The 25,769-nt window shown below is 64.2% G+C and carries 28 protein-coding genes; 24 read left to right on the top strand and 4 right to left on the bottom strand.

All coding sequences use genetic code 11. The features are described from left to right. The first annotated feature begins 12 nt into the window (after positions 1–12). Genes AAFN84_RS10895 through AAFN84_RS10880 form a run of 4 tightly spaced genes read left to right on the top strand, consistent with a single transcriptional unit; the run spans position 13 to position 3,816 of the window. On the top strand, positions 13–849 hold the full coding sequence (locus AAFN84_RS10895; protein ID WP_347514573.1) for a UDP-2,3-diacylglucosamine diphosphatase: 837 nt from the start codon (positions 13–15) through the stop codon (positions 847–849). Positions 850–858: 9 nt separating this feature from the next. Then, positions 859–1,908, top strand: a complete 1,050-nt coding sequence (locus tag AAFN84_RS10890; RefSeq protein ID WP_347514572.1) for a glycosyltransferase family 1 protein — start codon at positions 859–861, stop codon at positions 1,906–1,908. Beyond that, complete coding sequence (locus AAFN84_RS10885) at positions 1,905–3,152, top strand: DUF3419 family protein (protein WP_347514571.1); 1,248 nt, start codon at positions 1,905–1,907, stop codon at positions 3,150–3,152. The genes AAFN84_RS10890 and AAFN84_RS10885 overlap by 4 nt, the downstream gene beginning before the upstream one ends. Positions 3,153–3,156: 4 nt before the next feature. Beyond that, entirely contained in the window at positions 3,157–3,816 is a 660-nt protein-coding gene (locus AAFN84_RS10880; protein WP_347514570.1) for a class I SAM-dependent methyltransferase, read from the top strand. A 4-nt stretch (positions 3,817–3,820) separates the two neighbouring features. Here AAFN84_RS10880 and phnF read toward each other — a convergent pair whose 3' ends face one another. Continuing rightward, positions 3,821–4,558: a phosphonate metabolism transcriptional regulator PhnF gene (gene phnF, locus AAFN84_RS10875; protein WP_347514569.1), complete on the bottom strand. Its 738-nt coding sequence runs from the start codon at positions 4,556–4,558 to the stop codon at positions 3,821–3,823. Positions 4,559–4,658: 100 nt separating this feature from the next. Here phnF and phnG point away from each other — a divergent pair, with 100 nt between their 5' ends. The 14 genes from phnG to phnN all read left to right on the top strand — a co-directional run bounded on the left by phnG (position 4,659) and on the right by phnN (position 16,346). Then, complete coding sequence (gene phnG, locus AAFN84_RS10870) at positions 4,659–5,123, top strand: phosphonate C-P lyase system protein PhnG (RefSeq protein WP_347514568.1); 465 nt, start codon at positions 4,659–4,661, stop codon at positions 5,121–5,123. Further along, the gene (gene phnH, locus AAFN84_RS10865; RefSeq protein WP_347514567.1) at positions 5,123–5,728 is read left to right on the top strand and encodes a phosphonate C-P lyase system protein PhnH; all 606 of its coding nucleotides are present in this window, start codon (positions 5,123–5,125) and stop codon (positions 5,726–5,728) included. Before phnG ends, phnH begins: the two co-directional genes overlap by 1 nt. Positions 5,729–5,730: 2 nt before the next feature. After that, positions 5,731–6,828, top strand: coding sequence for a carbon-phosphorus lyase complex subunit PhnI (locus tag AAFN84_RS10860; protein ID WP_347514566.1), 1,098 nt, complete (start codon positions 5,731–5,733; stop codon positions 6,826–6,828). Positions 6,829–6,978: 150 nt separating this feature from the next. Further along, a complete protein-coding gene (locus AAFN84_RS10855; protein ID WP_347514565.1) occupies positions 6,979–7,884 on the top strand; it encodes an alpha-D-ribose 1-methylphosphonate 5-phosphate C-P-lyase PhnJ in 906 nt (301 codons plus the stop codon). 37 nt (positions 7,885–7,921) lie between these two features. Continuing rightward, positions 7,922–8,707: a phosphonate C-P lyase system protein PhnK gene (gene phnK, locus AAFN84_RS10850; protein ID WP_347514564.1), complete on the top strand. Its 786-nt coding sequence runs from the start codon at positions 7,922–7,924 to the stop codon at positions 8,705–8,707. A 2-nt stretch (positions 8,708–8,709) separates the two neighbouring features. Continuing rightward, positions 8,710–9,414: a phosphonate C-P lyase system protein PhnL gene (phnL, locus tag AAFN84_RS10845; RefSeq protein WP_347514563.1), complete on the top strand. Its 705-nt coding sequence runs from the start codon at positions 8,710–8,712 to the stop codon at positions 9,412–9,414. Continuing rightward, entirely contained in the window at positions 9,411–10,037 is a 627-nt protein-coding gene (locus AAFN84_RS10840; protein ID WP_347514562.1) for a DapH/DapD/GlmU-related protein, read from the top strand. Before phnL ends, AAFN84_RS10840 begins: the two co-directional genes overlap by 4 nt. Positions 10,038–10,199: 162 nt before the next feature. After that, a complete protein-coding gene (phnD, locus tag AAFN84_RS10835) occupies positions 10,200–11,129 on the top strand; it encodes a phosphonate ABC transporter substrate-binding protein (RefSeq protein WP_347514561.1) in 930 nt (309 codons plus the stop codon). 80 nt (positions 11,130–11,209) lie between these two features. Further along, positions 11,210–12,061: a phosphonate ABC transporter ATP-binding protein gene (phnC, locus tag AAFN84_RS10830; protein WP_347514560.1), complete on the top strand. Its 852-nt coding sequence runs from the start codon at positions 11,210–11,212 to the stop codon at positions 12,059–12,061. Positions 12,062–12,065: 4 nt separating this feature from the next. Further along, complete coding sequence (phnE, locus tag AAFN84_RS10825; RefSeq protein ID WP_347514559.1) at positions 12,066–12,992, top strand: phosphonate ABC transporter, permease protein PhnE; 927 nt, start codon at positions 12,066–12,068, stop codon at positions 12,990–12,992. Then, positions 12,989–13,846 (top strand): phosphonate ABC transporter, permease protein PhnE, encoded by an 858-nt coding sequence (phnE, locus tag AAFN84_RS10820; protein ID WP_347514558.1) that lies wholly within the window; start codon positions 12,989–12,991, stop codon positions 13,844–13,846. Before phnE (AAFN84_RS10825) ends, phnE (AAFN84_RS10820) begins: the two co-directional genes overlap by 4 nt. 63 nt (positions 13,847–13,909) lie before the next feature. Continuing rightward, positions 13,910–14,617, top strand: a complete 708-nt coding sequence (locus AAFN84_RS10815; protein WP_347514557.1) for a DUF1045 domain-containing protein — start codon at positions 13,910–13,912, stop codon at positions 14,615–14,617. A 2-nt stretch (positions 14,618–14,619) separates the two neighbouring features. Continuing rightward, complete coding sequence (locus tag AAFN84_RS10810; protein WP_347514556.1) at positions 14,620–15,759, top strand: alpha-D-ribose 1-methylphosphonate 5-triphosphate diphosphatase; 1,140 nt, start codon at positions 14,620–14,622, stop codon at positions 15,757–15,759. Further along, positions 15,756–16,346, top strand: a complete 591-nt coding sequence (phnN, locus tag AAFN84_RS10805) for a phosphonate metabolism protein/1,5-bisphosphokinase (PRPP-forming) PhnN (protein ID WP_347514555.1) — start codon at positions 15,756–15,758, stop codon at positions 16,344–16,346. The genes AAFN84_RS10810 and phnN overlap by 4 nt, the downstream gene beginning before the upstream one ends. Positions 16,347–16,367: 21 nt before the next feature. Here the strand turns inward: phnN and AAFN84_RS10800 are convergent, their stop codons facing one another. The 3 genes from AAFN84_RS10800 to AAFN84_RS10790 all read right to left on the bottom strand — a co-directional run bounded on the left by AAFN84_RS10800 (position 16,368) and on the right by AAFN84_RS10790 (position 19,865). Further along, entirely contained in the window at positions 16,368–17,747 is a 1,380-nt protein-coding gene (locus AAFN84_RS10800; protein ID WP_347514554.1) for an aspartate aminotransferase family protein, read from the bottom strand. 12 nt (positions 17,748–17,759) lie between these two features. Next, positions 17,760–19,256 (bottom strand): NAD-dependent succinate-semialdehyde dehydrogenase, encoded by a 1,497-nt coding sequence (locus AAFN84_RS10795; protein WP_347514553.1) that lies wholly within the window; start codon positions 19,254–19,256, stop codon positions 17,760–17,762. Between the two features lie 120 nt (positions 19,257–19,376). After that, complete coding sequence (locus AAFN84_RS10790) at positions 19,377–19,865, bottom strand: Lrp/AsnC family transcriptional regulator (RefSeq protein WP_347514552.1); 489 nt, start codon at positions 19,863–19,865, stop codon at positions 19,377–19,379. An 83-nt stretch (positions 19,866–19,948) separates the two neighbouring features. Between AAFN84_RS10790 and AAFN84_RS10785 the strand changes: the two genes are divergently transcribed. The 6 genes from AAFN84_RS10785 to eutA all read left to right on the top strand — a co-directional run bounded on the left by AAFN84_RS10785 (position 19,949) and on the right by eutA (position 25,764). Then, the gene (locus AAFN84_RS10785; RefSeq protein WP_347514551.1) at positions 19,949–21,334 is read left to right on the top strand and encodes a PLP-dependent aminotransferase family protein; all 1,386 of its coding nucleotides are present in this window, start codon (positions 19,949–19,951) and stop codon (positions 21,332–21,334) included. A 166-nt stretch (positions 21,335–21,500) separates the two neighbouring features. Next, entirely contained in the window at positions 21,501–22,517 is a 1,017-nt protein-coding gene (dctP, locus tag AAFN84_RS10780; RefSeq protein ID WP_347514550.1) for a TRAP transporter substrate-binding protein DctP, read from the top strand. A gap of 91 nt (positions 22,518–22,608) precedes the next feature. Beyond that, positions 22,609–23,190 (top strand): TRAP transporter small permease, encoded by a 582-nt coding sequence (locus tag AAFN84_RS10775; protein WP_347514549.1) that lies wholly within the window; start codon positions 22,609–22,611, stop codon positions 23,188–23,190. Positions 23,191–23,200: 10 nt separating this feature from the next. After that, positions 23,201–24,484, top strand: coding sequence for a TRAP transporter large permease (locus tag AAFN84_RS10770; protein WP_347514548.1), 1,284 nt, complete (start codon positions 23,201–23,203; stop codon positions 24,482–24,484). Between the two features lie 25 nt (positions 24,485–24,509). Beyond that, entirely contained in the window at positions 24,510–24,950 is a 441-nt protein-coding gene (locus tag AAFN84_RS10765) for a universal stress protein (protein ID WP_347514547.1), read from the top strand. Positions 24,951–25,011: 61 nt separating this feature from the next. Continuing rightward, positions 25,012–25,764, top strand: a complete 753-nt coding sequence (gene eutA, locus AAFN84_RS10760) for an ectoine utilization protein EutA (protein ID WP_347515108.1) — start codon at positions 25,012–25,014, stop codon at positions 25,762–25,764. Positions 25,765–25,769: the final 5 nt, after the last annotated feature.

Below are 25,769 nucleotides of genomic sequence, written 5' to 3'. Positions count from 1 at the left end.
CAAAGGCATCGCATGACGAAGCAACGGCTCAGCGATTCTCACCAGTCAGTCGAGGTTCCGCAGTATCGGAGCCTCTTCATTTCCGACGTGCATCTCGGCACCCGGGGTGCCCAGGCTGATGCGTTGCTTGAATTCCTTCGCGATCACGACGCCGAAACCATCTATCTCGTCGGCGACATCGTCGACGGATGGCGGCTGCGTTCCTCCTGGTACTGGCCGCAGGCGCATAACGACGTCGTCCAGAAGCTTCTGCGCAAGGCGCGCAAGGGCGCGCGTGTCGTCTACGTGCCCGGCAATCACGACGAATTCCTGCGCGAGTTCTGCGGCACGCATTTCGGCGGTATCGAAGTCACCGAGACCATCGTGCACGAGGCAGCCGACGGCAAGCGTTATCTCGTCATTCACGGCGACGCGTTCGACATGGTCGTGCGCCACGCCAAATGGCTCGCCTTCCTCGGCGACTGGGCCTACGTTCTTGCGCTCGCCGTCTCCACGAGGCTCAACGTGGTGCGACGCAGGCTCGGCTTCACCTACTGGTCGCTGTCGGCGTGGGCCAAGGCGAAGGTGAAGAACGCGGTCAATTTCATCGGCCGGTTCGAGGAGACGCTCGCCGCCGAGGCCGAGCGTCACGGCGTCGACGGCGTCATCTGCGGCCACATCCACACCGCGGCGATGCGCGACTTCGACGGACTGACCTACATCAACACCGGCGACTGGGTGGAAAGCTGCACGGCGGTCGTCGAGCACCATGACGGTCGCATGGAACTGATCGAGTGGCAGAACTTCAGCGCCGTGCTCAATGCCGGCCGTGCGCCCGCCGTGGCGCTCCTGCCACGGCGCGTGGCCTGAGGCGCGGGTATGCGCGTCCTGATCGTCACCGACGCGTGGAAGCCTCAGGTCAACGGCGTGGTGCGCACGCTGGAGCAGCTCGCCGCCTCGCTGGCGGCGATGGGCGTGGCGGTGGATTTCCTGACCCCGGACGGGTTTCTGACGGTGCCGCTGCCAAGCTATCGCGAGATCAGGGTGGTGCTGTCGACACGATCGCAGGTTGCCCGCCGGATCGCGGAAGCCGCACCCGGCAGCATCCATATCGCCACCGAGGGGCCGCTCGGCATCCTGGCGCGACGGGTCTGCATTGCGCGCGGTTGGTCCTTCACCACCAGCTACCACACCCGTTTTCCGGAATTCCTGCGTGCGCGCCTGCCGGTGCCGGAGAGCTGGAGCTATCACTGGCTGCGCCGGTTTCATAATGCGGGCGACGGCATGCTGGTGGCGACGCCGTCGCTGGGCCGCGAGATGCACGAGCGCGGCTTCGCCAATATCAGGCTCTGGTCGCGCGGCGTCGACACAGAACTCTTCCATCCACGCCGGCGCACCGATCTCGGCCTTGCAGGCCCCATCTTCCTGTGCGTCGGGCGCGTTGCGGTGGAAAAGAACCTTCCGGCGTTCCTCGATCTCGACTTGCCCGGCAAAAAGGTCATCGTCGGCGACGGCCCGGACATGGCGCATCTCAAGGCGCGCTATCCGGACGCGGTATTCCTCGGGACGCGCCGGGGCGAGGAACTGGCGGAGATTTATGCCTCCGCCGATGTCTTCGTCTTTCCCAGCCGCACCGACACCTTCGGCAACGTTATCCTCGAAGCCCTTGCAAGCGGCACGCCGGTCGCAGCCTACCCGGTGACCGGACCGATCGACATTCTCGGTGACGGTGATGGCGGCGTCGTTTCGCCGGATTTGCGTGAAGCCGCGCTTGCGGCGCTCGACATCTCGCGCGATGCGGCGCGCGCCAAGGCGCAGACCTATGACTGGGCCGAATGCGCGCGCCAGTTCCTCGGCCATCTTCGTCCACTCCACCAGCCGATGCCGGCAGCGACGATGCCATTCGGGCAGGAAGGCAGGACCGCATGAGCGCAACGATCGCGTCCACCCGTGAGAGCCCCGGCCGAAGGCTTCGCGAGGCCGTACGACGCAGTCCGGTCTTCTCGCCTGCCGGCATTTCGGAATATGTCTTCTCGCGCCTGTTTCAGAAGCTGGTCTATGCCCAGATATGGGAGGATCCCGAGGTGGACATGGAGGCGCTGGCCATCCGCCCGGGTCATCGCATCGTGACGATCGCGTCCGGCGGCTGCAACGCGCTTTCCTATCTGATCGCCGACCCGCAGCGCATCGAGGCCGTCGATCTGAACCCCACCCATGTCGCGTTCAACAGGCTCAAGCTCGCGGCGCTCCGGGGGCTGCCGGACTATCAGTCCTTTCATCGCTTCTACGTGCGGACCGACGACCCCGACAATGTCGAGGCGTATCGCCGCTTCGTGCGGCCCGCGCTCGATGAGTCCACGCGGGCCTACTGGGATGGTCGCTCACCCTCCGGGCGCAGGCGCATCTCGATGTTCCACCGCCATCTCTACCGTCACGGTCTGCTCGGACACTTCATCGGCTGGGGCCACCGCGTCGCCCGTCTCTACGGCGCTGACCCGCGCGGCCTGCTGAACGCGCGCACCATGGAGGAGCAGCGTCGCTTCTTCGACGAGACTATCGCGCCCCTGTTCGACAAGCGCCTGATACGCTGGACGATCGGCCGCAAATCGTCGCTCTTCGGCCTCGGCATTCCCCCGCAGCAATATGAGGCGCTGGCCGGCGCCGGGCCATCCGGCGACATGGCAACGGTGCTGCGCGGGCGGCTCGAACGTCTCGCCTGCGGCTTTCCGCTCTCGGAGAACTATTTTGCCTGGCAGGCCTTCGGGCGCGGCTATGGCGATGCGCACGACGCGCCGCTGCCTCCCTACCTTCTCGCCGGCAACTTCGACGCAGTCAGGTCGCGCGCCGATCGGATGACCATCGAGAATGTCTCGATCACCGAACTTCTGGCGCAAAAACCGGAATCGTCCGTCGATCGCGTCGTGCTGCTCGATGCCCAGGACTGGATGTCCGACGTCCAGCTCAACGCGCTTTGGCGCCAGATCACGCGCACAGCGGCTCCCGGCGCACGCGTCATCTTCCGAACCGCCGCCGAACACAATCTTCTGCCCGGTCGCGTCGATGCGGACATCCTCGCACGTTGGGATTACCGGGAGGCAGAATCGCGCGCGCTGCATGCGCGTGACCGCTCGTCGATCTACGGCGGATTCCACCTGTTGGCGTTGAGGGACTGAAGCGATGGACGGCACGGTTGAACACGGCGCCTTGATGGATCGCGTCTATCGCTGGCAGCGCCGCTTCGGCTTCTACGACGCCACCCGCAAATATTACCTTGTCGCGCGAGATCCGATGCTTGCAGGACTGGAGCCGCCGGCCGGTGGTCGGGCACTCGAGATCGGCTGTGGCACCGGCCGCAATCTCGTGCACGCCGCGCGCCGCTATCCCCAGGTGGATTTCCATGGCGTCGACATCTCGCGCGAGATGCTGGCCGCTGCCGGAAGCGCGATCGCGCGCGCCGGGTTGCGCAGCCGTGTGCGCCTCGCCTGGGCCGACGCGGTGACCTTCGATCCTGCCAGGACCTTCGGTCATGACAGCTACGACCGCATCTTCATGTCCTATGCCGTTTCGATGATCCCGCAATGGCGCCAGGTCATTACCGAGGCGGCGCGCAGGCTGGCGCCCGGCGGCGAGATGCACATTGCCGAGTTTGGCGACATGGCGGGACTTCCTCCGATGACGAAGTCGGCCATGTATACGTGGCTGCGCTGGTATCATGTGACGCCGCGCGCCGATCTCTTCGACGTTGCAGGCGAGGTCGCCCGCGCCATCGGCGGCACCAGCGAGGACAGGCGGCTGCATCGTGGATTCTCCTGGATCTCGATCATCCGCAGGACGTGAGGCGTCAGCCGACCGCGAGTTCCACACGGTCGGCCGCAAATAGCGACTCCGAGAACTGGATCGCATGGCCCGCGAGGTCCTCGTTGACGGAGACGGTGGAAAGCACGATCGCGCCTGGCGACAATCTCAGTTCCGCCAGCGCCTGACCGTCGGCATGGCGCGCCGAAACGATCGTCGAGCGGCGCAGGTAATCGGCTACTCCGTGGGCCGCGAACGCCGCGGTGATCGATCCCGTATCAACATATCTTTCTGCCATGGCCGGAAAGCGTTCTGCATCGAACCAATGCGTCGCGCGTGACAAGGGCCGGCGATCCGCTTCGCTGACCACGTCGAGCCTCAGCAACGCCGCGCCGGGATCGAGTTCCAGCGCCCTTGCCAGGCGTGCATTGGCGGTTTCGGTAGACGAAGCTAGGAGGCGGCCCCGTGTCTCGCGCGCCTGCCCTTCGAGGTTGTCGGAAAAGCGTGTGCGCCGGCCCACCGCATAGGAGATGCGTGGCGCCCGCTCCACGAATGTTCCGCGGCCCTGCTCGGCCCGCAGCACGCCTTCCTGCACCAGCGCCGCGATGGCGCCGCGCACGGTGTGCCGGTTGACGCCATAGCGTTCCGCCAGGGACACTTCCGGCGGCAGTCGTCCGGTTTCCGGAAACTGCCCTTCGGCGATGCCCTGGCGAATGAGGTCGGCGATCTGTCGCCACAGGGCAACGCCGCTGCCGCGCTCCATCGTTGCTGCCCTGTTTTCCATGGTACTGCCCCGCCTGTCATCATCAGGTCACATATGCAGGCTAACCCTAAACCAATATTTGTATATTTGTCTAGATAAATAGACAACAAGGAGATCAAGAATGCGGCAGGCGGATCGCAGTGGCCTCAATGCGCAACGGAAGGCCGCGATGGCGGTGATGGCTCACGCCCCGGCCGCCGAACTGGCTAGGTTGTGGGCTGCGGCCGAGCCGGACATCACCAGCGAGACCGTGCGCGGACCCGAGACGGGGCTGGTGATGGTTCGCGGACGTATCGGCGGTGGCGGCGATGCGTTCAATCTCGGCGAGGCCACAGTGACCCGCGCGACGGTCAGGCTCGGCACCGGCGAGATCGGCCATTCCTATGCGCTCGGTCGCGATGGCGACAAGGCCGTGCTTGCAGCCACCATCGACGCGGTCCTTCAGCGGCCGGGCGATGCCGCGGAGATCGAGGCACGTGTGCTTGCGCCACTACGCGTTGCGCTCGACGAAGCGCGCGAGCGCCAGCGCGCGGAGACTGCGGCCACCAAGGTCGAATTCTTCACCATGGTACGGGGAGAAGACTGATGCTTGCACATGCGATCGAAGGCGGTTTCGCCTCACCGGTAATCGACGCCCAGGAGACGTTCCGGGTGGTCATGGGCGCGATGGCGGAGCCCGGCAAGGTGATGTCCCTTGTCGGAACGTCGAAACCGCCGCTGCCACTTTTGGCAACCGCTGCCGCCGTGGCCCTGACGCTCTGCGACCACGACACGCCGGTATGGCTGGATGCCAGCTTGCGAGCAGCGGAACCTGTGCTGTCGTGGCTGGGGTTCCATTCCGGCGCGCCGCTGGCGCACACGCCCGCCGACGCCCATTTCGCTCTCGTCGCGGAACCCGCCGGGCTCATCGCGCTCGAAAATTTCGCGCAGGGAACGCAGGACTATCCGGACCGCTCCGTCACGCTCATCCTGCAGGTGGAAAGCCTGACTGATGGACCGGGCTTGATCCTAGAAGGGCCGGGCATCGAGACGGTCGCCCATCTCGCGCCGACCTCGATGCCGCGGCATTTCGTCGAGCAGTGGCGCCAGAACAATGCCCGGTTCCCGCGCGGTGTGGACCTGATCCTGGCTGCTCCCGGGGCCATCGCCTGCCTGCCGCGCACAACCCGCATCACGCCGAAGGAGCTCTGACCATGTATGTTGCCGTCAAGGGTGGCGAAGCCGCCATCGCGAACGCACACCGGCTTCTCGCGGACCGTCGACGTGGCGACCGTGACGTGCCTGCGCTGGGTCTCGAGCAGATCGTCGAGCAGCTTGCGCTGGCGGTCGATCGTGTCATGGCGGAGGGGTCACTTTACGATCCCGAACTGGCGGCGCTGGCGATCAAGCAGGCGCGCGGCGACATGATCGAGGCGATCTTCATCCTGCGTGCCTATCGCACCACGCTGCCGCGGTTCGGCTCGACGCGTCCTGTCGAAACCGGCGACATGCGCGTGGAACGCCGGGTCTCCGCCACCTACAAGGACCTGCCGGGTGGCCAGCTGCTGGGACCGACATTCGACTACACCCACCGCCTGCTCGATCCCGAACTCGCCGGCGACGCGCCGGTGCAGGAAGCGGAGCGGCGCGATACGCCTGCCCAGCCGGTCATGCGGGTCTCCGAAATTCTTGCGCAAGAGGGCCTTATCGAGCCCGATGGAAAGCTGCCGCAGGATCACCGCGCCGGCGACATCACGCGCGAGCCACTCGAATTTCCGATGGAGCGCGATACGCGCCTCCAGTCGCTGGCGCGCGGCGACGAAGGGTTCCTTCTCGCGCTCGCCTATTCGACGCAGCGCGGCTATGGCCGGTCGCATCCTTTCGTTGGCGAAGTGCGCATCGGCGAGGTGGAGCTGGAACTGGAGGTTCCGGAACTGGAGTTCGCGGTGCCCCTCGGGACCATCCGGGTCACGGAATGCCAGATGGTCAACCAGTTCAAGGGTTCGTCCAAGGTGCCGCCGCAGTTCACGCGGGGCTATGGTCTGGTCTTCGGTCAGTCGGAGCGCAAGGCGATGGCGATGTCGCTCTGCGACCGCGCCCTGCGCGCCGGCGAATTCGGCGAGGACCGTGTTGCGCCGGCGCAGGACGAGGAGTTCGTCATCTCGCACTCGGACAACGTCCAGGCGACAGGCTTCGTCGAGCACCTCAAGCTGCCGCACTACGTCGACTTCCAGGCGGAGCTGGATCTGGTCCGGCGCATGCGTGCCGCTCCCGCCGAAGGCGAATCAGAAGAGAGGGAGGCGGCCGAATGAGTGGCTCAGAGCTCCTGGTCCGGCGTCTTTTGTCCACGCGCGCGGGCCGCATAGCCTCGATAGATGAGATAGGCCGTCAGCAACAAGGCCAGAATGACCGGGATCACGACAAGGTCCATTTCGATCTCCTTTCAGCAGGGAAAACGCCCCATGGCCGTTAGTGTTGCATCATCCACGGCGTCGATCGCCGCCTACAACTTCGCCTATCTCGACGAGCAGACGAAGCGCATGATCCGGCGCGCCATCCTCAAGGCCATCGCCATACCCGGCTACCAGGTACCGTTTGCCAGCCGCGAGATGCCGATGCCCTATGGCTGGGGAACCGGCGGCGTGCAGGTGACCGCATCGATCATTGGTCCGGACGATGTGCTCAAGGTCATCGACCAGGGAGCCGACGACACCACCAACGCCGTCTCGATACGCGCCTTCTTCGAGAAGGTGGCCAAGGTCGCGGTCACCACGCACACGCTCGACGCTACCATCATCCAGACGCGCCATCGCATTCCGGAGACGCCTCTGCAGGCCGGGCAGGTACTGGTCTACCAGGTGCCGATCCCCGAGCCGCTGCGCTTCCTCGAACCGCGCGAGACGGAGACCCGCAAGATGCATGCGCTCGAGGAATACGGTCTCATGCACGTCAAGCTCTACGAGGACATCGCCAAGCACGGGCGCATCGCCACCTCCTATGCTTATCCGGTCAAGGTGGAGGGGCGCTATGTGATGGATCCGTCGCCAACGCCCAAATTCGACAACCCGAAGATGCACATGTCGCCCGCCTTGCAGCTCTTCGGCGCCGGCCGCGAGAAGCGCATCTACGCGCTGCCGCCGTTCACCGACGTCGTCAGCCTCGATTTCGAGGACCACCCGTTCGAGATCCAGAGCTTCACCGAGCCCTGTGCCCTGTGCGGCTCGAAGGGCGTCTATCTCGACGAGGTGATCCTCGACGATCGCGGCGGCCGCATGTTCGTCTGCTCGGATACAGACCATTGCGAGGAACAGCGCGATGCCAGCAGTGGTGGGAACCAGCCGCCAGCACAGGGAGGGAACGTCCGATGAGAAGAGCGCAACGCTGGCAGGCCGGGGAGACAGGACGATGACCCAGGACAACAACGAACCTCTTCTCAAGGTCGCGGGCCTGTCGAAATTCTACGGATCGCGCATCGGCTGCGAGAATGTGGCCTTCGAATTGTGGCCCGGCGAGGTGCTGGCAATCGTCGGCGAGTCCGGCTCCGGCAAGACGACGCTGCTGAACTGCCTGTCGACGCGTCTGATGCCGTCCTCCGGATCGGTTTCCTACCATATGCGTGACGGCTCGTTCCGCGACATCTATCGCCTTGGCGAGGCCGAACGGCGTTTCCTGATGCGCACGGATTGGGGCTTCGTGCACCAGAACCCCGCTGACGGACTGCGCATGACGGTCTCTGCTGGCGCCAATGTCAGCGAGCGCCTGATGGCAGTCGGTGACCGGCACTACGGCAATATCCGCAGCACGGCGATCGACTGGCTGGGCCGTGTCGAGATCGCCGAGGATCGCGTCGATGACGAACCGCGCGCATTTTCCGGCGGCATGCGCCAGCGGCTCCAGATCGCGCGCAACCTCGTCACGCATCCGCGGCTGGTATTCATGGACGAGCCGACCGGCGGTCTCGACGTTTCGGTACAGGCGCGGCTGCTCGACCTGTTGCGCGGGCTGGTCGCCGACCTTGGCCTGTCGGCGATCGTGGTGACGCACGATCTCGCCGTCGCGCGCCTGATCTCGCATCGCATGATGGTGATGAAGGATGGCCGCGTCGTCGAACACGGCCTGACAGACCGGGTGCTGGACGATCCCCAGGCGCCCTACACCCAACTCCTCGTCTCCTCGATCCTGCAGGTGTGATCATGCCGACGCCACTCGTGGTTTCCGAACTCGCCAAGACCTTCACCATGCATCTTCAGGGTGGCATCCGGCTGCCGGTGGTCGAGAACGTGTCTTTCGCGCTCAAGGCCGGCCAGTGTGCCGTGCTTGGCGGCCCGTCGGGCGCGGGCAAGAGCTCGATCCTCAAGATGCTCTACGGCAATTATGCAGCCGAGACGGGCCAGATCATCGTGCAGCATCGCGACACGCTGGTCGACGTCGCGACAGCCAGCCCACGGACCGTGCTCGGCATTCGCCGCGAGACGATCGGCTATGTCAGCCAGTTCCTGCGCGTCGTGCCGCGCGTAAGGGCGATCGACGTCGTCGCTGAGCCTTTGCTTGCGCGTGGCGAAACGCCCGAGGCCGCTGGCGCGCAGGCTGCCGCATTGCTGGCGCGCCTCAACCTGCCCGAGCGCCTTTGGTCGCTGCCGCCGGCCACCTTCTCCGGCGGCGAGCAGCAGCGCGTGAACATCGCGCGCGGCTTCATCACCAACCACCCGATCCTGCTTCTCGACGAACCGACCGCGTCACTCGACGCCAGGAACCGCGAAGTCGTCATCGGCATGATCGCCGAGAAGAAGCAGGCCGGCGTGGCGCTACTGGGCATCTTCCACGATGCCGATGTGCGTGAGGCTGTGGCCGATGTCGTCATCGACGTAACCGCATTCGCACCGAGGAAGGCCGCATGACCAGGCTTGCCGAAGAACCAACCATTCATCCGACGGCGGATGTCGCCGGCAGCACACTCGGCCGCTGGACAGAGGTGGCCGATCGCGCCCGGGTCAAGGAAACCACGCTCGGCGACTATTCATACGTCATGCAGGACAGCGACATCTGGTGCGCCACCATCGGCAAGTTTTCTAACATCGCCGCTGCCGTTCGTATCAACGCGACCAACCACCCGACCTGGCGCGCCACGCTGCATCATTTCACCTATCGGGCGGCGAGCTATTGGGACGACGCCGACATGGAGCAGGAATTCTTCGGCTGGCGGCGCTCCAACGCCGTGACGATCGGTCATGACACATGGTTCGGCCATGGCTCGACCGTCCTGCCCGGGGTATCGGTCGGCGACGGCGCGGTCGTGGGTGCCGGCGCGGTGGTGTCCAAGGACGTCGCGCCCTACACCATTGTCGGCGGCGTTCCCGCCCGTCCGATCCGCGAGCGCTTCCCGGCCGCGATTGCCGAGAGGTTCATGGCGCTCGCCTGGTGGGACTGGGACCACGCGCGTCTTCGCGCCGGGCTCGACGATTTCCGTTCGCTCTCGGCAGAAGCGTTCCTGGAAAAGTACGAAAATCAGGCGTCTGCCTGACGATTGGGCATCTTTGCCACGCAACGTCGTGGACCGTCACAAAAGCTTGGCAAAAGCGTAATCCCATTGTCGCGAAAGGTCATTAGGGCTCGCTCCCGGCAGGTCGGAAAAGCATCCGGCCGCGTCTCACAAGTTTCCTCTTTGTAGCGAATGGAGCCTTTCATGTTTGCTCTTCTGACCCGCACGACCGCCGCCGCGGCAATCGCCGTTTCGGCTCTCGCCACTCCGGCGCTCGCCCAGGACTGGAAGTCCGACCTCCCCGCTTTCCGCATCGGCTTGCTCGGGGGCGAGAACGAAGCCGATCGCCTGCGCAAGAACGAGTGCATGGTCGAGCAGCTCGGCGAGAAGCTCGGCGTCCCGGTCGAACTCTATCCGGCATCCGACTATGCCGGCGTGATGCAGGGTCTGGTTGCGGGTCAGCTCGACGCGGCCCAGCTCGGCGCATCGGGTTATGCCGGCATCTACCTCCAGGATCCAGAGGCCGTTGAGCCGGTCTTCGTGGCCCTCGAGAACGACGGTTCGGACGGTTACTATTCCGTCATGTATACGCGCGCCGATTCCGGCATCGAGAGCATCGACGACATGCGCGGCAAGTCGCTCGCCTTCGCCGATCCAAACTCGACCTCGGGCTACCTCGTTCCGAAGGCAGATCTCGAAATGCAGGAGATCAACCTTGAGGAATACTTCTCTTCGACGGGTTTCGGTGGTGGCCATGAGCAGGCCGTCGTCGCCGTTCTCAACGGCCAGTACGATGCCGGCGTGACCTGGACGTCAGGCGTTGGCGAGGAGGCGGAAGGCTTCTCGCGCGGCGCGCTTCGTTCGATGGTCGACAAGGATCTTCTCGATATGAAGGATCTGCGTATCATCTGGCAATCCAACCTGATCCCGAACGGCCCATGGGTGGTACGCAAGTCGCTTGCCGACGAGCCGAAGCAGATTGCGATCGAGTGGATGGAAAACCTCAAGGACACCGACTACGAGTGCTATGTCGACGTCTCGGCCGGCGAAGGTCAGGGCTTCAAGCGCGTCGACCACAGCTTCTTCGAAAACGTCGTGGAAATGCGTCGCCGCGAGCTCGAAGGCTCCCGCTAATACGACCTGAACATTCGACCGCCGTTCCAGCAACTGGGACGGCGGTCGTCTTCGTATCGGCCATTGCGATGGAGCATGCCATGCTGACGACCGAACTTCTCACCAAGAGCTTTGCCACCCGCAACGCGGTATCCGACATCTCGCTGTCGTTCCCGCAAGGGCAGATGGTCGGCGTCATCGGACGCTCGGGCGCGGGCAAGTCGACGCTGCTGCGCATGATCAACAGGCTGGCCGAACCGACCAGCGGACGCATCACCTTCGAGGGGCGCGACGTGACGGCGCTCAAGGGCCGTGCGCTCTACGAATGGCGCGCCACCTGCGCGATGGTGTTCCAACAGTTCAACCTTGTGGGCCGGTTGGATGTGATCACCAACGTATTGACCGGCAGGCTCTACCATCACGGCTTCGCCAGCTCGATGCTGCAGATGTTCTCCGCAGCCGAAAGGGCGTTTGCGATCCGCGCGCTCGACCGACTGGGCATGGCACACACCGCGCTCCAGCAGGCCGACACGCTCTCGGGCGGCCAGATGCAGCGCGTCGCGATCGCCCGTGCGCTTGTGCAGGAACCGCGTGTCATGCTTGCCGACGAGCCGATCGCGTCGCTCGACCCGCTCAACGCCAAGGTCGTCATGGATGCGTTGCGCACGATCAACCGCGAGGACGGCATCACCGTCATCTGCAACCTGCATACGCTTGATACTGCGCGAAGCTATTGCGACCGCATCATCGGCCTGAAGGACGGTGTACTGGTGTTCGACGACGTTCCGGCCAAGCTGACGCAGGAAACCGCGCGCGAAATCTATGGTGCGGAGGCTGATGATGCCTTTGCAGAGGGGTTGACCTCGACGTCGCTCGGCGGCAAGCCCGCAAAGGAACGCCTTACCGAGGCGGATATCGCCCAGCGCTCGCCACTCGGCTTCGCGGCGAGCTGATCCGATGACAGACGCCACGCTTGCCACGCGTTCGGGTGAGTCCGACGCCGTCACGACGTTCGAGCAGCATCGCGCGGAACTCATCCGGTCGCGCCGCGCGATGAACCTGCTCTTCATCGCCCTGTTTGCCGCCGCTACCGTCGCGTCGATCTACGTTTCGCGATTTTATCCCGACAGGCTGGCTTCCGGCCTCCCGAGAATCTTCGAGTATTTCGGCACCATCATGCCGAACCTCGAGCTCGACAAGCTGTTCGTCGGGCGCGGCGATGACGGCCGCGCCGTGGCGGGTTCGATCGTCTACTGGTACTCGGATTTCTGGGTGTATGTGCGCCTGATCTTCGAGACGATCCTGATGGCGCTGACAGCGACGATACTCGGTGCAGCCGCCGCGTTCCTGCTTTGCTTTCCGGCGTCGCGCAACCTGGCGCCCAATACCATCGTGTACTGGATATCGCGCCGGTTCATGGAGATTTGCCGCGGCGTGCCGGAAATCCTCTACGCGCTGATCCTCGTCTTTGCGGTCGGCATCGGCCCACTGGCCGGGGTGGTCGCTATTGCGATCCACACCGCCGGTGCGCTGGGAAAGCTCTTTTCCGAGGTGAACGAGAACGCATCGATGCGGCCTGTCGAGGGCATTCGCGGTGTCGGCGGCACCTGGTTCGAGGAGATGCGCTACGGCGTCGTGCCGCAGGTGATGCCAAATTTCGCCTCCTACACGCTGCTGCGCTTTGAGATCAACGTGCGCGCTTCCTCCATCGTTGGCTTTGTCGGCGCCGGCGGCATCGGACAGGAACTCAACCGCGTCATCAGTCTCTATTCCGACGATCGCGTCGTGGCGGTGTTGTTGCTCGTGGTCATCCTCGTCACGATGATCGACCTGTTTTCCGAGCGGCTTCGAACGCACTTCATCGGCAAGGAGAATTTCCGATGAGCGCCCTGCCATTCTCCGAGATCCACGCCACGCAGATCGAGGCGGCACGCCGCGAGCATCCGGCGATCTTTCCGACCGTCTCCCGGTGGGCGACTATGTGGTCGCTGTGGGCGGTACTGGTTCTCTATACGGCCGGGTCGCTGTGGTATTTCGAGGTATGGCGCTTTGCCACCGCTTCGGATCGCGTCTGGCGCCTCGTTTCTTCCATGTTCATCTGGAAGGACATGGGGACATGGCGATATTTCGATATCTATTCAGCCATCGCTCAGACTCTGGCGATGGCTTTCCTTGGCACCATGCTTGCCTCCGTGGCGGCCCTGTTCATCGGCTTCTTCGCCGCGCGCAACACGATGCCAATCTCGCCCGTGCGGCATCTCGTGCGCCGCATTCTCGACGTGCTTCGCGGCGTAGACCAGCTCGTATGGGGGTTGGTCTTCGTTCGCGCGGTGGGGCTCGGACCGCTGGCGGGCGTGCTCGCGATCTTCGTCTCCGACACGGGAACGCTCTCGAAGCTCTATTCGGAGGCCATCGAGAACATAGATCGCAAGCAGGTCGAAGGCGTGCGCGCCACAGGCGCTGGCCCCATCAAGGTCGTGCGTTACGGCTATCTGCCTCAGGTCCTGCCCATCTTCATCTCGCAGTCGCTTTACTTCTTCGAATCCTCAACACGCAGCGCCACCATTCTCGGGCTCGTCGGCGCGGGTGGCATCGGCATGATCATCATCGAACGTTTCCGTGCCAACCTGTTCGACCAGGTTACGTTCGTCGTGGTAAACGTGCTCGTCTGCATCTTCGTCATCGACTGGTTTTCGAAGAAAATTCGCCAGCGGTTCATCGGCGAGCGGGCCCATTGAACCGTTCGTAGGTCGTTAAACTGTCATGCAAATCACCTATTCGGTCGCCCTGCGAGGATGACCATGCGCTACGCGATCTATTACAGCCCGGCCCAGGACGACCCCTTGACCCGCGCGGCCACAGGCTGGCTCGGGCGCTCTGCATTCACCGACGAATCCCAGGCCCCGCGGGCCGTGGGCCGGCTTTCGGCGGCCGAAATCGCCTATCACACCGCAGCCGCGCGGCGTTACGGGTTCCATGCCACGTTGATGGCGCCGTTCACCCTCGCCGAGGCCGAGAGCGAACGTGAATTGATCGGTGCGCTCGATGTGTTCTGCGAGACCATGCAGCCTCTCTCGCTGCCCCGCCTCATCCTGCGCCGGCTCGATGGCTTTTTCGCCCTGATGCCCGAGGTGCAGGGACCCGACCTCGGCGGCCTCGCCCGCGATGTTGTCATCGCCTTCCACCGCTTCCGCGCGCCGCTTGCGGAATCCGAGAAGGCGCGGCGTGGCGCGGCGCATCTGACGCCATCGCAGCTTCGCAACCTGATGCGCTGGGGCTATCCCTATCTGTTCGAGGATTTCCGTTTCCACATGACCTTGACCGGCCGCGTCGACGAGGCCGATGCCGCGCGCGTCCAGAGCGCGATCGAGGATCATTTTGGCCCGCTTCTGGAAGAGGAAGTCGAGATTGCATCGCTTGCGCTGTTCCTCGAACATGAGCCCGGGGCCCCGTTTGTCGTTCGTTCCTTCCATGAGTTCGGCGCCCGCGCCGAGAGAAAGTTTGCCTGACCATGCCTGCCGAGACCAGTTTCCGTAACGCCCGTATCGTGCTCGCCGACGAGATCGTCGACGGCAGCCTTCTCGTGCGCGACGGAGCAATTGCCGGCATCGACCACGGCGGCGCGGCGTCTGGCGAGGACATGGATGGCGACTACCTCATCCCCGGCCTCGTGGAATTGCACACCGACCATCTGGAGGGGCACTTCTCGCCGCGGCCGGGCGTGCGCTGGAACGCGCTGGCCGCCGTACAGGCGCATGATGCCCAGATCGCCACCTCCGCCATCACCACGGTGTTCGACTGCCTGCGCTTGGGGTCCGACGAGAACGAGGGCTTCGTACGGGGCGAAATGCGCGTTCTCGCCGACGCGATCGAGCTGGCATCCGACGAGGGGCGCCTGCGCGCCGAGCACTTCATCCACTTGCGCTGCGAGGTCTCGACACCCGATGTCCTCCATGCTCTCGAGGATTTTCACCACGAAGGCCGGGTGAAGCTTGCATCCCTGATGGACCATGCGCCAGGACAGCGCCAGTTCCAGACGATGGAGCAGTACACGCTGTACTACAAGATCAAGCGCGGCCTGACCGACGACGCATTTGCCGTGTTCGTTGCCAAGCGCCAGGATCAGTCGGCGCGCTATTCGGCGCCGCACCGCAAGGCGATTGCCGAGCACTGCCGTGCGCATGGGATCACGCTGGCGAGCCACGACGACGCGACGCTCGATCACGTCGGTGAGGCGATCGAGGACGGCGTGCGGCTGGCGGAGTTCCCGACTTCGGTGGAGGCCGCGCGCGCTTCCCACGATGCAGGCTTGAGCGTTCTGATGGGTGCGCCGAACATCGTTCGCGGCGGCTCGCATTCCGGAAATATCGCGGCGCGCGATTTGGCCGAGGCCGGCATTCTCGATGTGCTGTCGTCCGACTACGTGCCCAGCAGCCTGCTGCATGGCGTGTTCAAGCTCGCAGAGGATGTCGACGCGATCAAGCTCCCCGACGCGCTGCGCCTGGTTACCGAAAATCCCGCCCGCACGGTCGGCCTTGACGATCGCGGCTCGATCGCGCCCGGCAAGCGTGCCGACCTCGTCCGTGTGCGCTGGCAAGGCGGCGTCCCCGTCGTTCGGGGCGTTTGGCGCCAGGGCGTTCGCGTCGCATGATGAAGGCGCCTGTCGGGCCTGGCGTCTTCGTGCCCGTGGTGGGCCCTAGCGGCGCCGGCAAGGATTCCATCATCGCATACGCCAGGGATCGGCTGGGCTCTCGATCCGACATCCTGTTTGCACGACGCGTCGTGACGCGCTCCTCCGATCCTCATGGCGAGCCGCACGACACGCTCGATGAAGCGTCGTTCGCCGACGCGGAGGCAGGCGGGGCATTTGCGCTCTCGTGGCGCTCGCATGGACTTTGCTACGGCATACCCGCGAATGTCGACCACACGGTCCGGGAGGGGGGCGTCGTCGTCGCCAACCTGTCGAGGGCGAGCGTGGCGGACGCCCAGGCGAGATACGTCAACGTCGTGCCCGTGCTGGTCTCTATTTCCGACGCGGTCATGGCCGCGCGGCTTGCAGCGCGCGGACGCGAAGATGCGCAGCAGATTGCAGGCCGCATTGCCCGGAATGCGGACTATCGCGGATTCGGCGTAAACTGCACCGTCATCGACAATGATGGGGCGCTCGAAGATGCGGGCGAAGCCTTCATCCGCATTCTGATCGAAGCGCTGCAGCGAAAGCCGGCGGCGATAGCCTGACCGCCGGCTTGTCACCGTGCGTCAGGCGTTGGCGAAAACGTTCCTGATCGCGTCGGCCGTCGCTTCCACGACGACGTCGGCTTCCTCCCGCGTCATGCACAGCGGCGGCGCGAAGCCGAGTATGTCGCCCTGTGGCATGGCGCGTCCGATCACGCCGCGTTCCAGCAACGCTGCAGAGACCTGCGGGCCGATTTTTCGCGACGCGTCAAAGAATGTGCGGTCGTCCTTGTCCTCGACGAACTCCACCGCCGCCATCAGCCCGTCGCCGCGTACGTCGCCGACATGTTTGTGCCCTGCCACCGCATCGGCAAGGGCCTTGCGGAAATAGGCGCCGGTTTCGCCAGCGTTGCTGACCAGATCCATCTTGTCGATGAGCTCGAGATTGGCGACGCCCGCCGCCGCGCAGATTGGATGCGCCGAATAGGTCCAGCCATGACCGATCGCGCCGAGCGTGTCGGACCCCTGCACCAGCACGTTCCACACCTTGTCGCCGACGATCACGCCGGACAGCGGCGCATAGGCCGACGTCAGCCCCTTGGCGATGGTGATGAGGTCGGGCTTCATGCCGTAATGGTCCGAGCCGAACATCGTGCCGAGCCTGCCGAAGCCCGTCACCACCTCATCGGCCACAAGCAGCACATCGTATTTCTTAAGGACTGCCTGGATCTTTTCCCAATAACCGGCCGGCGGCGGCACGATGCCGCCGGTGCCGAGGATCGGCTCGCCGATGAACGCCGCGACCGTATCGGGGCCTTCTGCGAGGATCATCTCTTCTAGCTTGTCTGCACAATGCTGCGAGAACTGCGCTTCGCTCATCGAGCGGTCTTCGCGGCGGAAATAATAGGGCGCCTCGGTGTGCAGGATCGGCGCGCGTGGCAGGTCGAAGGCGTTGTGGAACAGTTCCAGCCCGGTCAGCGAGCCCGTCATCACGCCCGAGCCGTGATAGCCACGCCAGCGCGAGATGATCTTCTTCTTCTCGGGCCGGCCGAGGATGTTGTTGTAGTACCAGATCAGCTTGATGTTGGTTTCGTTGGCATCCGAGCCGGAGAGACCGAAATAGACGCGGCTCATGCCTTGCGGGGCGCGGTCAATGATCATCTTGGCAAGCGTGATCGATGCTTCCGTGCCGTGGCCGACATAGGCATGGTAATAGGCGAGTTCGCGCGCCTGCGCGGCGATGGCGTCGGCGATCTCGGTGCGACCGTAGCCGACATTGACGCAGTAGAGGCCGGCGAAGGCATCGAGGCTCTTCTTGCCGCTCGTGTCGGTGATCCACACTCCGTCGCCGCCCGCCATCACCCGCGTCGGGGTCTCGCCGCGTGCGTGCGCTCCCATGTGCGTCGAGGGATGGAAGAAGTGATCGCGGTCCCAGGCGTTCAGTTCGTTGGAGCGGTCGAGCATCGTATGTTCCTTTCAGGCTGCGTCCAGGCAGAGATATTTGAGGTCGGTGAAGGCTTCGAGCCCATGGCGCGAACCCTCGCGGCCGAGGCCGGATTGCTTCAGGCCGCCGAACGGCACCGGCGCGCCGGTGATCTTGACCCGGTTGACGGCGACCATGCCGTATTCCAGCGCCCGACCCAGCCGCAACTGCCGCGCGCCGTTCTCGGTGACGACATAGGCGACGAGGCCGTATTCGGTGTCGTTGGCGCGGGCGACGACTTCGTTCTCCGTGTCGAAAACCGTCACGGCGGCAACCGGCCCGAACGTTTCTTCCTGCATGATGCGCGCCTCGTCGCCGATGTCGACCAAGAGCGTGGGCTGGTAGAACAGGCTATCGCGACCGCCCTGGCGCGCTCCGCCGGCAAGGCAGCGGGCGCCTTTGGCGATTGCGTCAGCCACCTGTTCCTCGACCTTGACGAGCGCGCGCTCATGCATCAACGGGCCGATTTCCACGCCTTCCTCCAGACCGTGCCCGACTTTCAGGCCGGATACACGCTTGGCGAAGGCGTCGCAGAAGCGGTCGTAGAGGGGCCGCTGCACGAAGATGCGGTTGGCCGCGAGGCAATCCTGCCCGGAAGTGGCGAACTTGGCGTCAATGGCGATCTTCACCGCCTTGTCGATGTCGGCGTCCTCGAAGACGATCAACGGCGCGTGGCCACCAAGTTCCGTCACGAGGCGCTTCATCGTCGGGGCGCATTGCCCCGCGATCAGGCGTCCGATCTCCGTCGAGCCGGTGAAGCTCATGGCACGCACACGGGGGTCGAGGCACAACGCGCCGACGATCGACGCGGCATCTCCGGTGACGACGTTGAAGACGCCGGCGGGAAAGCCGGCGCGTTCGCCGAGCTCCGCCAATGCCAGCGCCGACAGCGGCGTTTCCGACGAGGGGTGGGCCACGACGGTGCAGCCGGCAGCAAGGGCAGCCGCCGCCTTGCGGGTCAACATGGCGCATGGAAAATTCCACGGCGTGACAAGCCCGACCACACCCAGCGCCTCGCGCCGCACGATCATCTCCGTGCCGGGCAAATGGCTGGTGACGGTTTCCGCGTTCACGCGCTTGGCTTCTTCAGCGTACCACTCGACGAACGACGCAGCGTAGTCGATTTCGCCGCGCGATTCGGCCAATGGCTTTCCCTGTTCCAGCGTCATGATCAGCGCCAGATCGTCTTTGGCAGCGACGATCAGATCGAACCAGCGGCGCAGAATGGCGGACCGAGCCTGTGGCAGCAGCGTCCGCCACGCGGCAAAGGCTGCCTGCGCCGCGTCGATGGCGCTTGCCGTTTCCGCGGCGCCGAGTGACGCCACCCATGCAAGCCCGGCGCCGGTCGCTGGATCGGTCACCTCGAAGCTCTCTCCGGCGCTTCCCGCCGTCCAGCTTCCTCCGACATAGGCAAGTTCGCGGTGCAGCCGACGGTCGGCGAGACCGTCGAGCGCTTCATGGCGTATGGTGCGTGCAAGCTGGGCAGACATGTCCTGGCCTCCCGAGTGAATCTGTCCTGAGCGTACGGATAGAGACGAGAGAAGGTGACTGTTTGCCGCCACAGGGATAGAGAATCTGTCTCGGTCCTGCCTGGTTGAGAGAGAGTCTCTCTAAGATGACGGCATCAGGTCCGCGACCGGCATGGCGACCTCGTCCTTGACGGTGCGCGTGACGATATAGGTGAAATAGCGGTCGATACCGATTTCACGCTCCAGCAACGCGTCGACGAAACGCTGGTACGCGTCGATGTCCCGAGTCGCGATCCTCAGCATATAGTCGATGCCGCCTCCCACCGACCAGCAGGCCACCACCTCCGGCGCGGCCCTGATGGCCCGCTCGAAACGGTCGAAATCGCTCTGCCGGTGGTTGCCGAGCGTCACCTCCATGAGCACGCTCGCCACCGGCGCAACCAGCCGCATGTCGACGCGGGCATGGTAGCCGCTGACGATGCCCGCCTTTTCGAGCCGCCGCAGCCGCAGCCAGCATGGCGTCGGCGACAGCCCGACCTTTTCCGCCAGGGCCAGCTTGGTAATGCGGCCCTCGCGCTGGATCGCGTCGAGGATTTTCAGGTCTATGGCGTCGAGCTTCGCTGCGGTCATCGTGATCCGGGAGGTGGAGGGCGCACCTTGATGGTGTCGAATTTGGATTGTCAATTGCCATGATTGCCGGCAATGATGAAATCATGACAATCTGGCGCCCAGATGCCGCTTCGATTCGGCGGCCTGCCTATCTGTCGCTGGCCGACCAGATCGCCCGCGCCATTCATGACGGCCGGCTGAACGACGGAACGAGGCTGCCGACGCATCGCGGCATGGCCGACGACCTCGGGCTTTCGGTCCAGACCGTGAGCCGGGCATACGAGGAACTCATCCGTCGCGGGCTCGTCGCCGGCGAGATCGGGCGCGGCACGTTCGTGCAGACACGAAAACCCGAACCGGACCCGCCATACCTGCCCGAACGCCTTGGCGAGGTGATCGACCTGTCGATCCTCAAGCCGGTCTGCGAGGCGATGCATCTCGACAGGCTGAAGGAAGCGCTGACATGGCTCGGCGGCAACCTGCCGTCCGGTGCCGCTTTGTCTTTCCGGCCCAACAATGTCTTCCCGCGGCACCGCGTCGCTGCGGTTGAATGGTTGAGGCAGTGCGGTCTGGACATTTCTCCGTTGAATGTCAGCGTCACCAATGGCGCCACGGCCGGCATGACGGTGGCGTTGATGGCGGCTGCGCCTCCCGGCTCGACTGTGGCCACCGAAGCGATAGGCCATCATACGCTGGTGCCGCTTGCCACCTATCTCGGGTTCCATCTCGAAGGGTTGCCGGTCGATGGCGACGGACTGCTTCCCGACGCGCTCGACGCGGCCTGCCGGCGCGCCGACATCCGCGCGGTGTTCCTCCAGCCAACGGTCATCAATCCCACCGCGACGCTGATGAGCGCCACGCGCCGCTCGGCACTGGTGGAGGTCGCGCGCCGGCATGACATCGCGATCATCGAGAATGACGTGCTCGGGCCTCTGATTGCCGATCGCCCACAGCCTGTCGCAGCACTGGCGCCGGAGCGCACGCTCTACGTCACCAGTTTCACCAAGATCACCGTGCCTGGCCTGCGCATCGGTTATCTCGTCGCGCCCGACCGCTACGTTGCCGCTGTCGCCAACCGCCACCTGGTGTCCAACTGGATGGCGACTCCGATGGTCGCCGAGATCGCGACGAAATGGGTGCAGGACGGGACGGCGATGCAACTGGTCGAGTGGCAGCGCAAGGCGATACGCCGCCGCCAGACCATCGCCGCCGAAGTGCTCGCCGGAATTGACTTCCGTTCGCAGCCGGAGAGCCTGCACATATGGCTCCCTCTGCCTGGCGGCCGGCCCGAGGACGGCTTCGTCTCGCAGGCGCGCCTCCAGGGCGTCGCGATCGCGCCGGGCGTATCCTTCCGCACCTCGGAAGCGCCCTGGATGCCCGCGGTGAGAATATCGCTCGGGTCCACCAGCGAGGAGGAACTGCGGACTGGGCTTGGCGTCGTCGCCAAGCTGCTCGTGTCGAGCCCCGAACATTTGCTGCTTGCAATATAGGCGTGGCTGCCTCCCATTTGTGCTGATTGCGGGCAATTGTCATGATATTATTTTTTGATTGACATGATTTCCAAAGTTCCCTGAAGTAAGGCATGTCTCGGTCGGCATGCCGATGCGAGCGTCCCGAGCTGAACGGGGCGACATTCGGCCAAAAAAGGGGAACTCCATGCGCAACATTTCCAAGACAATCTCACGCAGCCTTATGGCGGGCGCCGCGCTGGCGGCGATGTCGCTTTCCGCGCACGCCGACGAATGGCGTTACGCTTTTGAGGAGGCTCTCACGGAGGTTCAGGGCGTCTACGCGACCAAGTTCAAGGAATACATCGAGGAGAACTCGGATCACACCGTGACCCTGTTCCCATTTGGCACTCTGGGCGAGTCGGCCGACATCATGGAGCAGGCACAGGCGGGGATCCTGCAATTCGTCGATCAGTCGCCTGGCTTCACGGGCGCGCTGATTCCCGAAGCGCAGGTCTTCTTCGTGCCTTATCTGCTTCCCCAGAACGAGGAGAAACTCTTCGAGTTCTTCCGGACATCCAAGGCGATCAACGAGATGTTCCCCGAACTCTACGCCGAACAGGGCCTTGAGCTTCTCACCATGTTCCCAGAAGGTGAGGTCTGCCTGACCACCCAGGAGCCGGTGAAGACGCCAGCGGATCTCAACGAGGTGAAGTTCCGGGTGATGACCAACCCGCTCCTCGTCGAGGCCTATGCGGCATGGGGTGCAACGCCGACGCCGCTGCCGTGGGGCGAAGTCTATGGCGCGTTGCAGACCGGTATCATCCAGGGCCAGGAAAATCCGGGCTTCTTCCTTGAATCCACCAAGATGTACGAGGTCACCAACGTCATCACCTGCCCGGGTCACAACAACTTCACCACCGCGGTGATGGCAAACAAGGACTTCTTTGACGGGTTGGAGGCAGCGGACCAGGAGCTGGTCCAGAGCGCGATCCAGTCCGCATTCGACTACATTCTGGACTATCAGAAGGGTCTGCAGGAAGAGTCGCTCGAAAAGATCAAGGAAGCCAAGCCCGACATGCAGATCAACATCCTAACGGATGAAGAGAGGCAGCCGTTCATGGAAGCGGCAGCCGAAGTCGAAGCCACCTTCCTCGAAATGACGGGTGAAGGCGGCAAGAAAATACTCGATCAGATGAAGGCCGATCTTGAAGCGGTAGACTAGAGGCGATTTGTTGCGCCGGGCACGTATCCGGCCCCGGATGTCCGCGATCCCGGCGCAACCCCTTTCCTGCCTCTAACCTGGAGTTACGCCGTTGAGCGAGATCCCTGCTTCCGCAACGCCGGCCGAATCCAACCTGCCCGGCGTCCTGGGCATCGTTGATACGGCGATTGCGCGCATCGAGGCGGTGATGCTCGCCGCCGGCGTGCTGCTGATGGCGGCCAACACGGTCGCCAACGTCGTGGGGCGGTTCGTGCTCCAGAGCAGCATCTACTTCTCCGAAGAGCTCAATTCGATACTCATCGTGCTGATCACCTTTGCCGGCATCAGCTATGCCGCCCGGCACGGTCGGCATATCCGCATGTCGGCCATATTCGACCAGCTGCCGACGCCTGCGCGGCGCACGATGATGGTGTTGATCGCGGTGGTGACCGCGATCTTCATGTTCGGCCTGTGCTGGTATGCAGCCGGCTACATCATAACCCAGGCGGGACGCGGACGGCTCTTGCCTGCGCTGCAGATCCCCGTGTGGTGGATGTATGTCTGGGTGCCGGTGGGGTTCTTCATGACAGGCATGCAGTACGCCCTGACCGCCGTGAAAAACCTCACGGACAAGGACATCTGGCTCTCGACGATCGTGCTCGAGGGCTACGAGGAAGACTCCGACCCGCTCTGAGGACCCAGACATGGCGCTCACCATCTTCCTCATCATGATCGTGCTTCTGCTTGCCGGATTCCCGATGATGATCCCGTTGATCGCCGCTGCTTTCGTCGGCTTCTTCACTCTGTTCGGCGGCTTCGGTCAGCTCGAGACGATGATCCAGCAGATGCTTGCCGGCATTCGACCCGCATCGTTGATCGCGGTGCCGATGTTCATCTTCGCCGCCGACATCATGACGCGGGGCAGCTCGGCCGGGCGCCTCATAGACATGGTGATGGCGTTCGTCGGGCATGTCCGCGGCGGCCTGGCGGTCTCCACCGCGGCGGCCTGCACGATGTTCGGCGCGGTCTCCGGGTCGACCCAGGCGACGGTCGTCGCGGTAGGAACGCCGCTGAGGCCACGGATGCTCAAGGCTGGCTACAAGGACAGTTTCGTCCTGGCTCTGATCGTCAATTCCTCCGATATCGCGTTTCTGATACCGCCCTCAATCGGCATGATCATCTACGGCGTCGTCTCGGGGACCTCCATCGCCGAACTCTTCATTGCCGGCATAGGACCCGGTCTTTTGATCCTCGTCATATTCTCGATCTATGCGGTGATCTATGCCACGCGGCACAACGTGCCGACCGAGCCAAAGGCATCATGGGGAGAGCGCGCGCAGGCTGTCCAGCAGGCGCTGTGGCCACTTGGCTTTCCGGCAATCATCGTCGGCGGCATCTATGGTGGCGTCTTCAGCCCCACCGAAGCCGCGGCTGCATGCGTGCTCTACGCCCTCCTGCTCGAACTGGTGATCTTCCGTTCGATGGGCTTGAAGGAAGTCTACGCAACGGCGAAGTCCACCGGTCTCATAACGGCAGTGGTATTCATCCTGGTCGGCGCTGGCGCGGCCTTTTCATGGGTTATATCCTTTGCCCAGATACCGCAGCAGGTCCTCGCTTCTGTGGGCATTTCCGAGATGGGCCAGATCGGCGTCCTGTTCGTGATCTCCATCGCCTTCTTCATCGGCTGCATGTTCGTCGATCCGATCGTGGTGATCCTTGTGCTGGTGCCGATCTTCGCCCCGGTGGTCGACTCCGTCGGCCTCGATCCCGTGCTGGTGGGGACCATCATCACGCTTCAGGTCGCGATCGGCTCCGCCACGCCGCCATTCGGTTGCGACATCTTCACGGCGATCGCGGTTTTCAAGCGGCCCTATATCGAGGTTGTCAGGGGGACGCCTCCCTTCATCATCATGCTGCTCGGCGTCTCGGTGGCACTGATCTTCTTCCCGCAGATCGCATTGTTCCTGCGCGACCTGGCGTTCCGCTGACGCGGCGAGACGGAGAGGAGAGAGAATGTTCAAGAAGATACTGCTTCCGGTCGATGGCTCGGAGCCGGCGATGCGCGCGCTGGCGGTCGCGGCTGACGTTGCCGGCCGCTACGATGCGGAGATTGCGGTTCTGTGCGTCTATCGCCATCACAGCCCGCTTGAGAGTTCGCTGTCGATGGTGCGGTCAGGAGACCCTTCCCCGCCAGACAAGGCTCTTTCGGAACACGCGCGCGCGGTGGTGCGCGTTGCAGCGGAAGAACTCGAGAAGCTCGGGGCAAGCAAGCCCCGCACATTGGTGAAGCGCGGGCCACCGGCGCGCACCATCGTCAACATCGCGCGTGACGAAGGTATGGACCTCATCGTGCTCGGCAGCCGGGGATTGGGGGATGTCGAAGGTTTTCTTCTCGGCAGTGTCTCGCACAAGGTCACGAGCCTGGCGTCCTGCCCCTGCCTGACGGTGAAATAACCTGACAATGGATACGCCGGTGCCGCTCAACAGTGCCTCGTCCGCCACATGCAAGGTCCAGGTGGCGTCCGGCGCGGTCGCTCTCGACGAACGGCCGCTCGAGCGGCGCGTCGGGCTCGTCATTCTGGCGACGGACCACACCAGCGAGGTGGATTTCCGCCGTCTGGTGGCGTCGGACCGCATCGGAGTCTACGTCGCACGCGTTGCATACGCCAATCCGACGACGCCGGAAAACCTGCGCGCCATGCAGCCGTCGCTAAGCGAGGCGGCGCGGCTGATATTGCCGGACGAGCCGCTGGACGCGCTCTGCTATTCCTGCACCTCGGCGTCGGTGGTCATCGGCGACGAGGTGGTGCAGCAGGCACTGCTGGCGGGAAAGCCGGGGGTCCCGGTGGTGACGCCCGCTGCTGCTGCCGCGAGGGGCCTGAAGACGCTCGGTGCGCGGAGGATCAGTATGTTGACGCCATACACTGTCGAGACCACGCGTCCGATGGCCGACTATTTTCTGGCCAAAGGCTTCGATCTCGCCAGCGTCACATGCCTTGGCTTGTCCGATGACCGCGAAATGGCGCGAATCGCGCCGGCGGAACTGGTTCGTCTGGCGCGCGAGGCGACGGCGCAGGACGCCGACGCCTTGTTCGTCTCGTGTACGGCGCTGCGCGCCGCAAGCGTTGCCGCCGAGATCGAGGCCGCGATCGGCCGCCCGGTCGTCACCAGCAATCAGGCCAGCGCATGGATGTGCCTGCGGCTGTGCGGCGACGAAACGGCGCGCCCCGAGCGTGGGCGGCTGATGACGCTGCCGCTGGGAGCGTGATCGGC

It is taken from the genome of Mesorhizobium sp. CAU 1741 (genome assembly GCF_039839275.1).
Taxonomy (GTDB): Bacteria; Pseudomonadota; Alphaproteobacteria; order Rhizobiales; family Rhizobiaceae; genus Aerobium.
This window is presented reverse-complemented; position numbering and strand designations above follow the sequence as displayed.

Excerpts from the sequence above, each read along its gene's own strand:
- phnF (WP_347514569.1), bottom strand. The coding sequence starts at position 4,558 with ATGGAAAACAGGGCAGCAACGATGGAGCGCGGCAGCGGCGTTGCCCTG.
- AAFN84_RS10795 (WP_347514553.1), bottom strand. The coding sequence starts at position 19,256 with ATGTCTGCCCAGCTTGCACGCACCATACGCCATGAAGCGCTCGACGGT.
- phnL (WP_347514563.1), top strand. The coding sequence starts at position 8,710 with ATGCCGACGCCACTCGTGGTTTCCGAACTCGCCAAGACCTTCACCATG.
- AAFN84_RS10790 (WP_347514552.1), bottom strand. The coding sequence starts at position 19,865 with ATGACCGCAGCGAAGCTCGACGCCATAGACCTGAAAATCCTCGACGCG.
- AAFN84_RS10895 (WP_347514573.1), top strand. The coding sequence starts at position 13 with ATGACGAAGCAACGGCTCAGCGATTCTCACCAGTCAGTCGAGGTTCCG.
- AAFN84_RS10855 (WP_347514565.1), top strand. The coding sequence starts at position 6,979 with ATGGCCGTTAGTGTTGCATCATCCACGGCGTCGATCGCCGCCTACAAC.
- phnK (WP_347514564.1), top strand. The coding sequence starts at position 7,922 with ATGACCCAGGACAACAACGAACCTCTTCTCAAGGTCGCGGGCCTGTCG.
- AAFN84_RS10770 (WP_347514548.1), top strand. The coding sequence starts at position 23,201 with ATGGCGCTCACCATCTTCCTCATCATGATCGTGCTTCTGCTTGCCGGA.
- AAFN84_RS10815 (WP_347514557.1), top strand. The coding sequence starts at position 13,910 with ATGCGCTACGCGATCTATTACAGCCCGGCCCAGGACGACCCCTTGACC.
- phnE (WP_347514558.1), top strand. The coding sequence starts at position 12,989 with ATGAGCGCCCTGCCATTCTCCGAGATCCACGCCACGCAGATCGAGGCG.
- AAFN84_RS10785 (WP_347514551.1), top strand. The coding sequence starts at position 19,949 with ATGACAATCTGGCGCCCAGATGCCGCTTCGATTCGGCGGCCTGCCTAT.
- AAFN84_RS10840 (WP_347514562.1), top strand. The coding sequence starts at position 9,411 with ATGACCAGGCTTGCCGAAGAACCAACCATTCATCCGACGGCGGATGTC.
- AAFN84_RS10765 (WP_347514547.1), top strand. The coding sequence starts at position 24,510 with ATGTTCAAGAAGATACTGCTTCCGGTCGATGGCTCGGAGCCGGCGATG.
- AAFN84_RS10880 (WP_347514570.1), top strand. The coding sequence starts at position 3,157 with ATGGACGGCACGGTTGAACACGGCGCCTTGATGGATCGCGTCTATCGC.
- phnE (WP_347514559.1), top strand. The coding sequence starts at position 12,066 with ATGACAGACGCCACGCTTGCCACGCGTTCGGGTGAGTCCGACGCCGTC.
- phnH (WP_347514567.1), top strand. The coding sequence starts at position 5,123 with ATGCTTGCACATGCGATCGAAGGCGGTTTCGCCTCACCGGTAATCGAC.
- phnN (WP_347514555.1), top strand. The coding sequence starts at position 15,756 with ATGATGAAGGCGCCTGTCGGGCCTGGCGTCTTCGTGCCCGTGGTGGGC.
- phnC (WP_347514560.1), top strand. The coding sequence starts at position 11,210 with ATGCTGACGACCGAACTTCTCACCAAGAGCTTTGCCACCCGCAACGCG.
- AAFN84_RS10885 (WP_347514571.1), top strand. The coding sequence starts at position 1,905 with ATGAGCGCAACGATCGCGTCCACCCGTGAGAGCCCCGGCCGAAGGCTT.
- AAFN84_RS10860 (WP_347514566.1), top strand. The coding sequence starts at position 5,731 with ATGTATGTTGCCGTCAAGGGTGGCGAAGCCGCCATCGCGAACGCACAC.
- AAFN84_RS10810 (WP_347514556.1), top strand. The coding sequence starts at position 14,620 with ATGCCTGCCGAGACCAGTTTCCGTAACGCCCGTATCGTGCTCGCCGAC.
- dctP (WP_347514550.1), top strand. The coding sequence starts at position 21,501 with ATGCGCAACATTTCCAAGACAATCTCACGCAGCCTTATGGCGGGCGCC.
- phnD (WP_347514561.1), top strand. The coding sequence starts at position 10,200 with ATGTTTGCTCTTCTGACCCGCACGACCGCCGCCGCGGCAATCGCCGTT.
- AAFN84_RS10890 (WP_347514572.1), top strand. The coding sequence starts at position 859 with ATGCGCGTCCTGATCGTCACCGACGCGTGGAAGCCTCAGGTCAACGGC.
- AAFN84_RS10800 (WP_347514554.1), bottom strand. The coding sequence starts at position 17,747 with ATGCTCGACCGCTCCAACGAACTGAACGCCTGGGACCGCGATCACTTC.
- phnG (WP_347514568.1), top strand. The coding sequence starts at position 4,659 with ATGCGGCAGGCGGATCGCAGTGGCCTCAATGCGCAACGGAAGGCCGCG.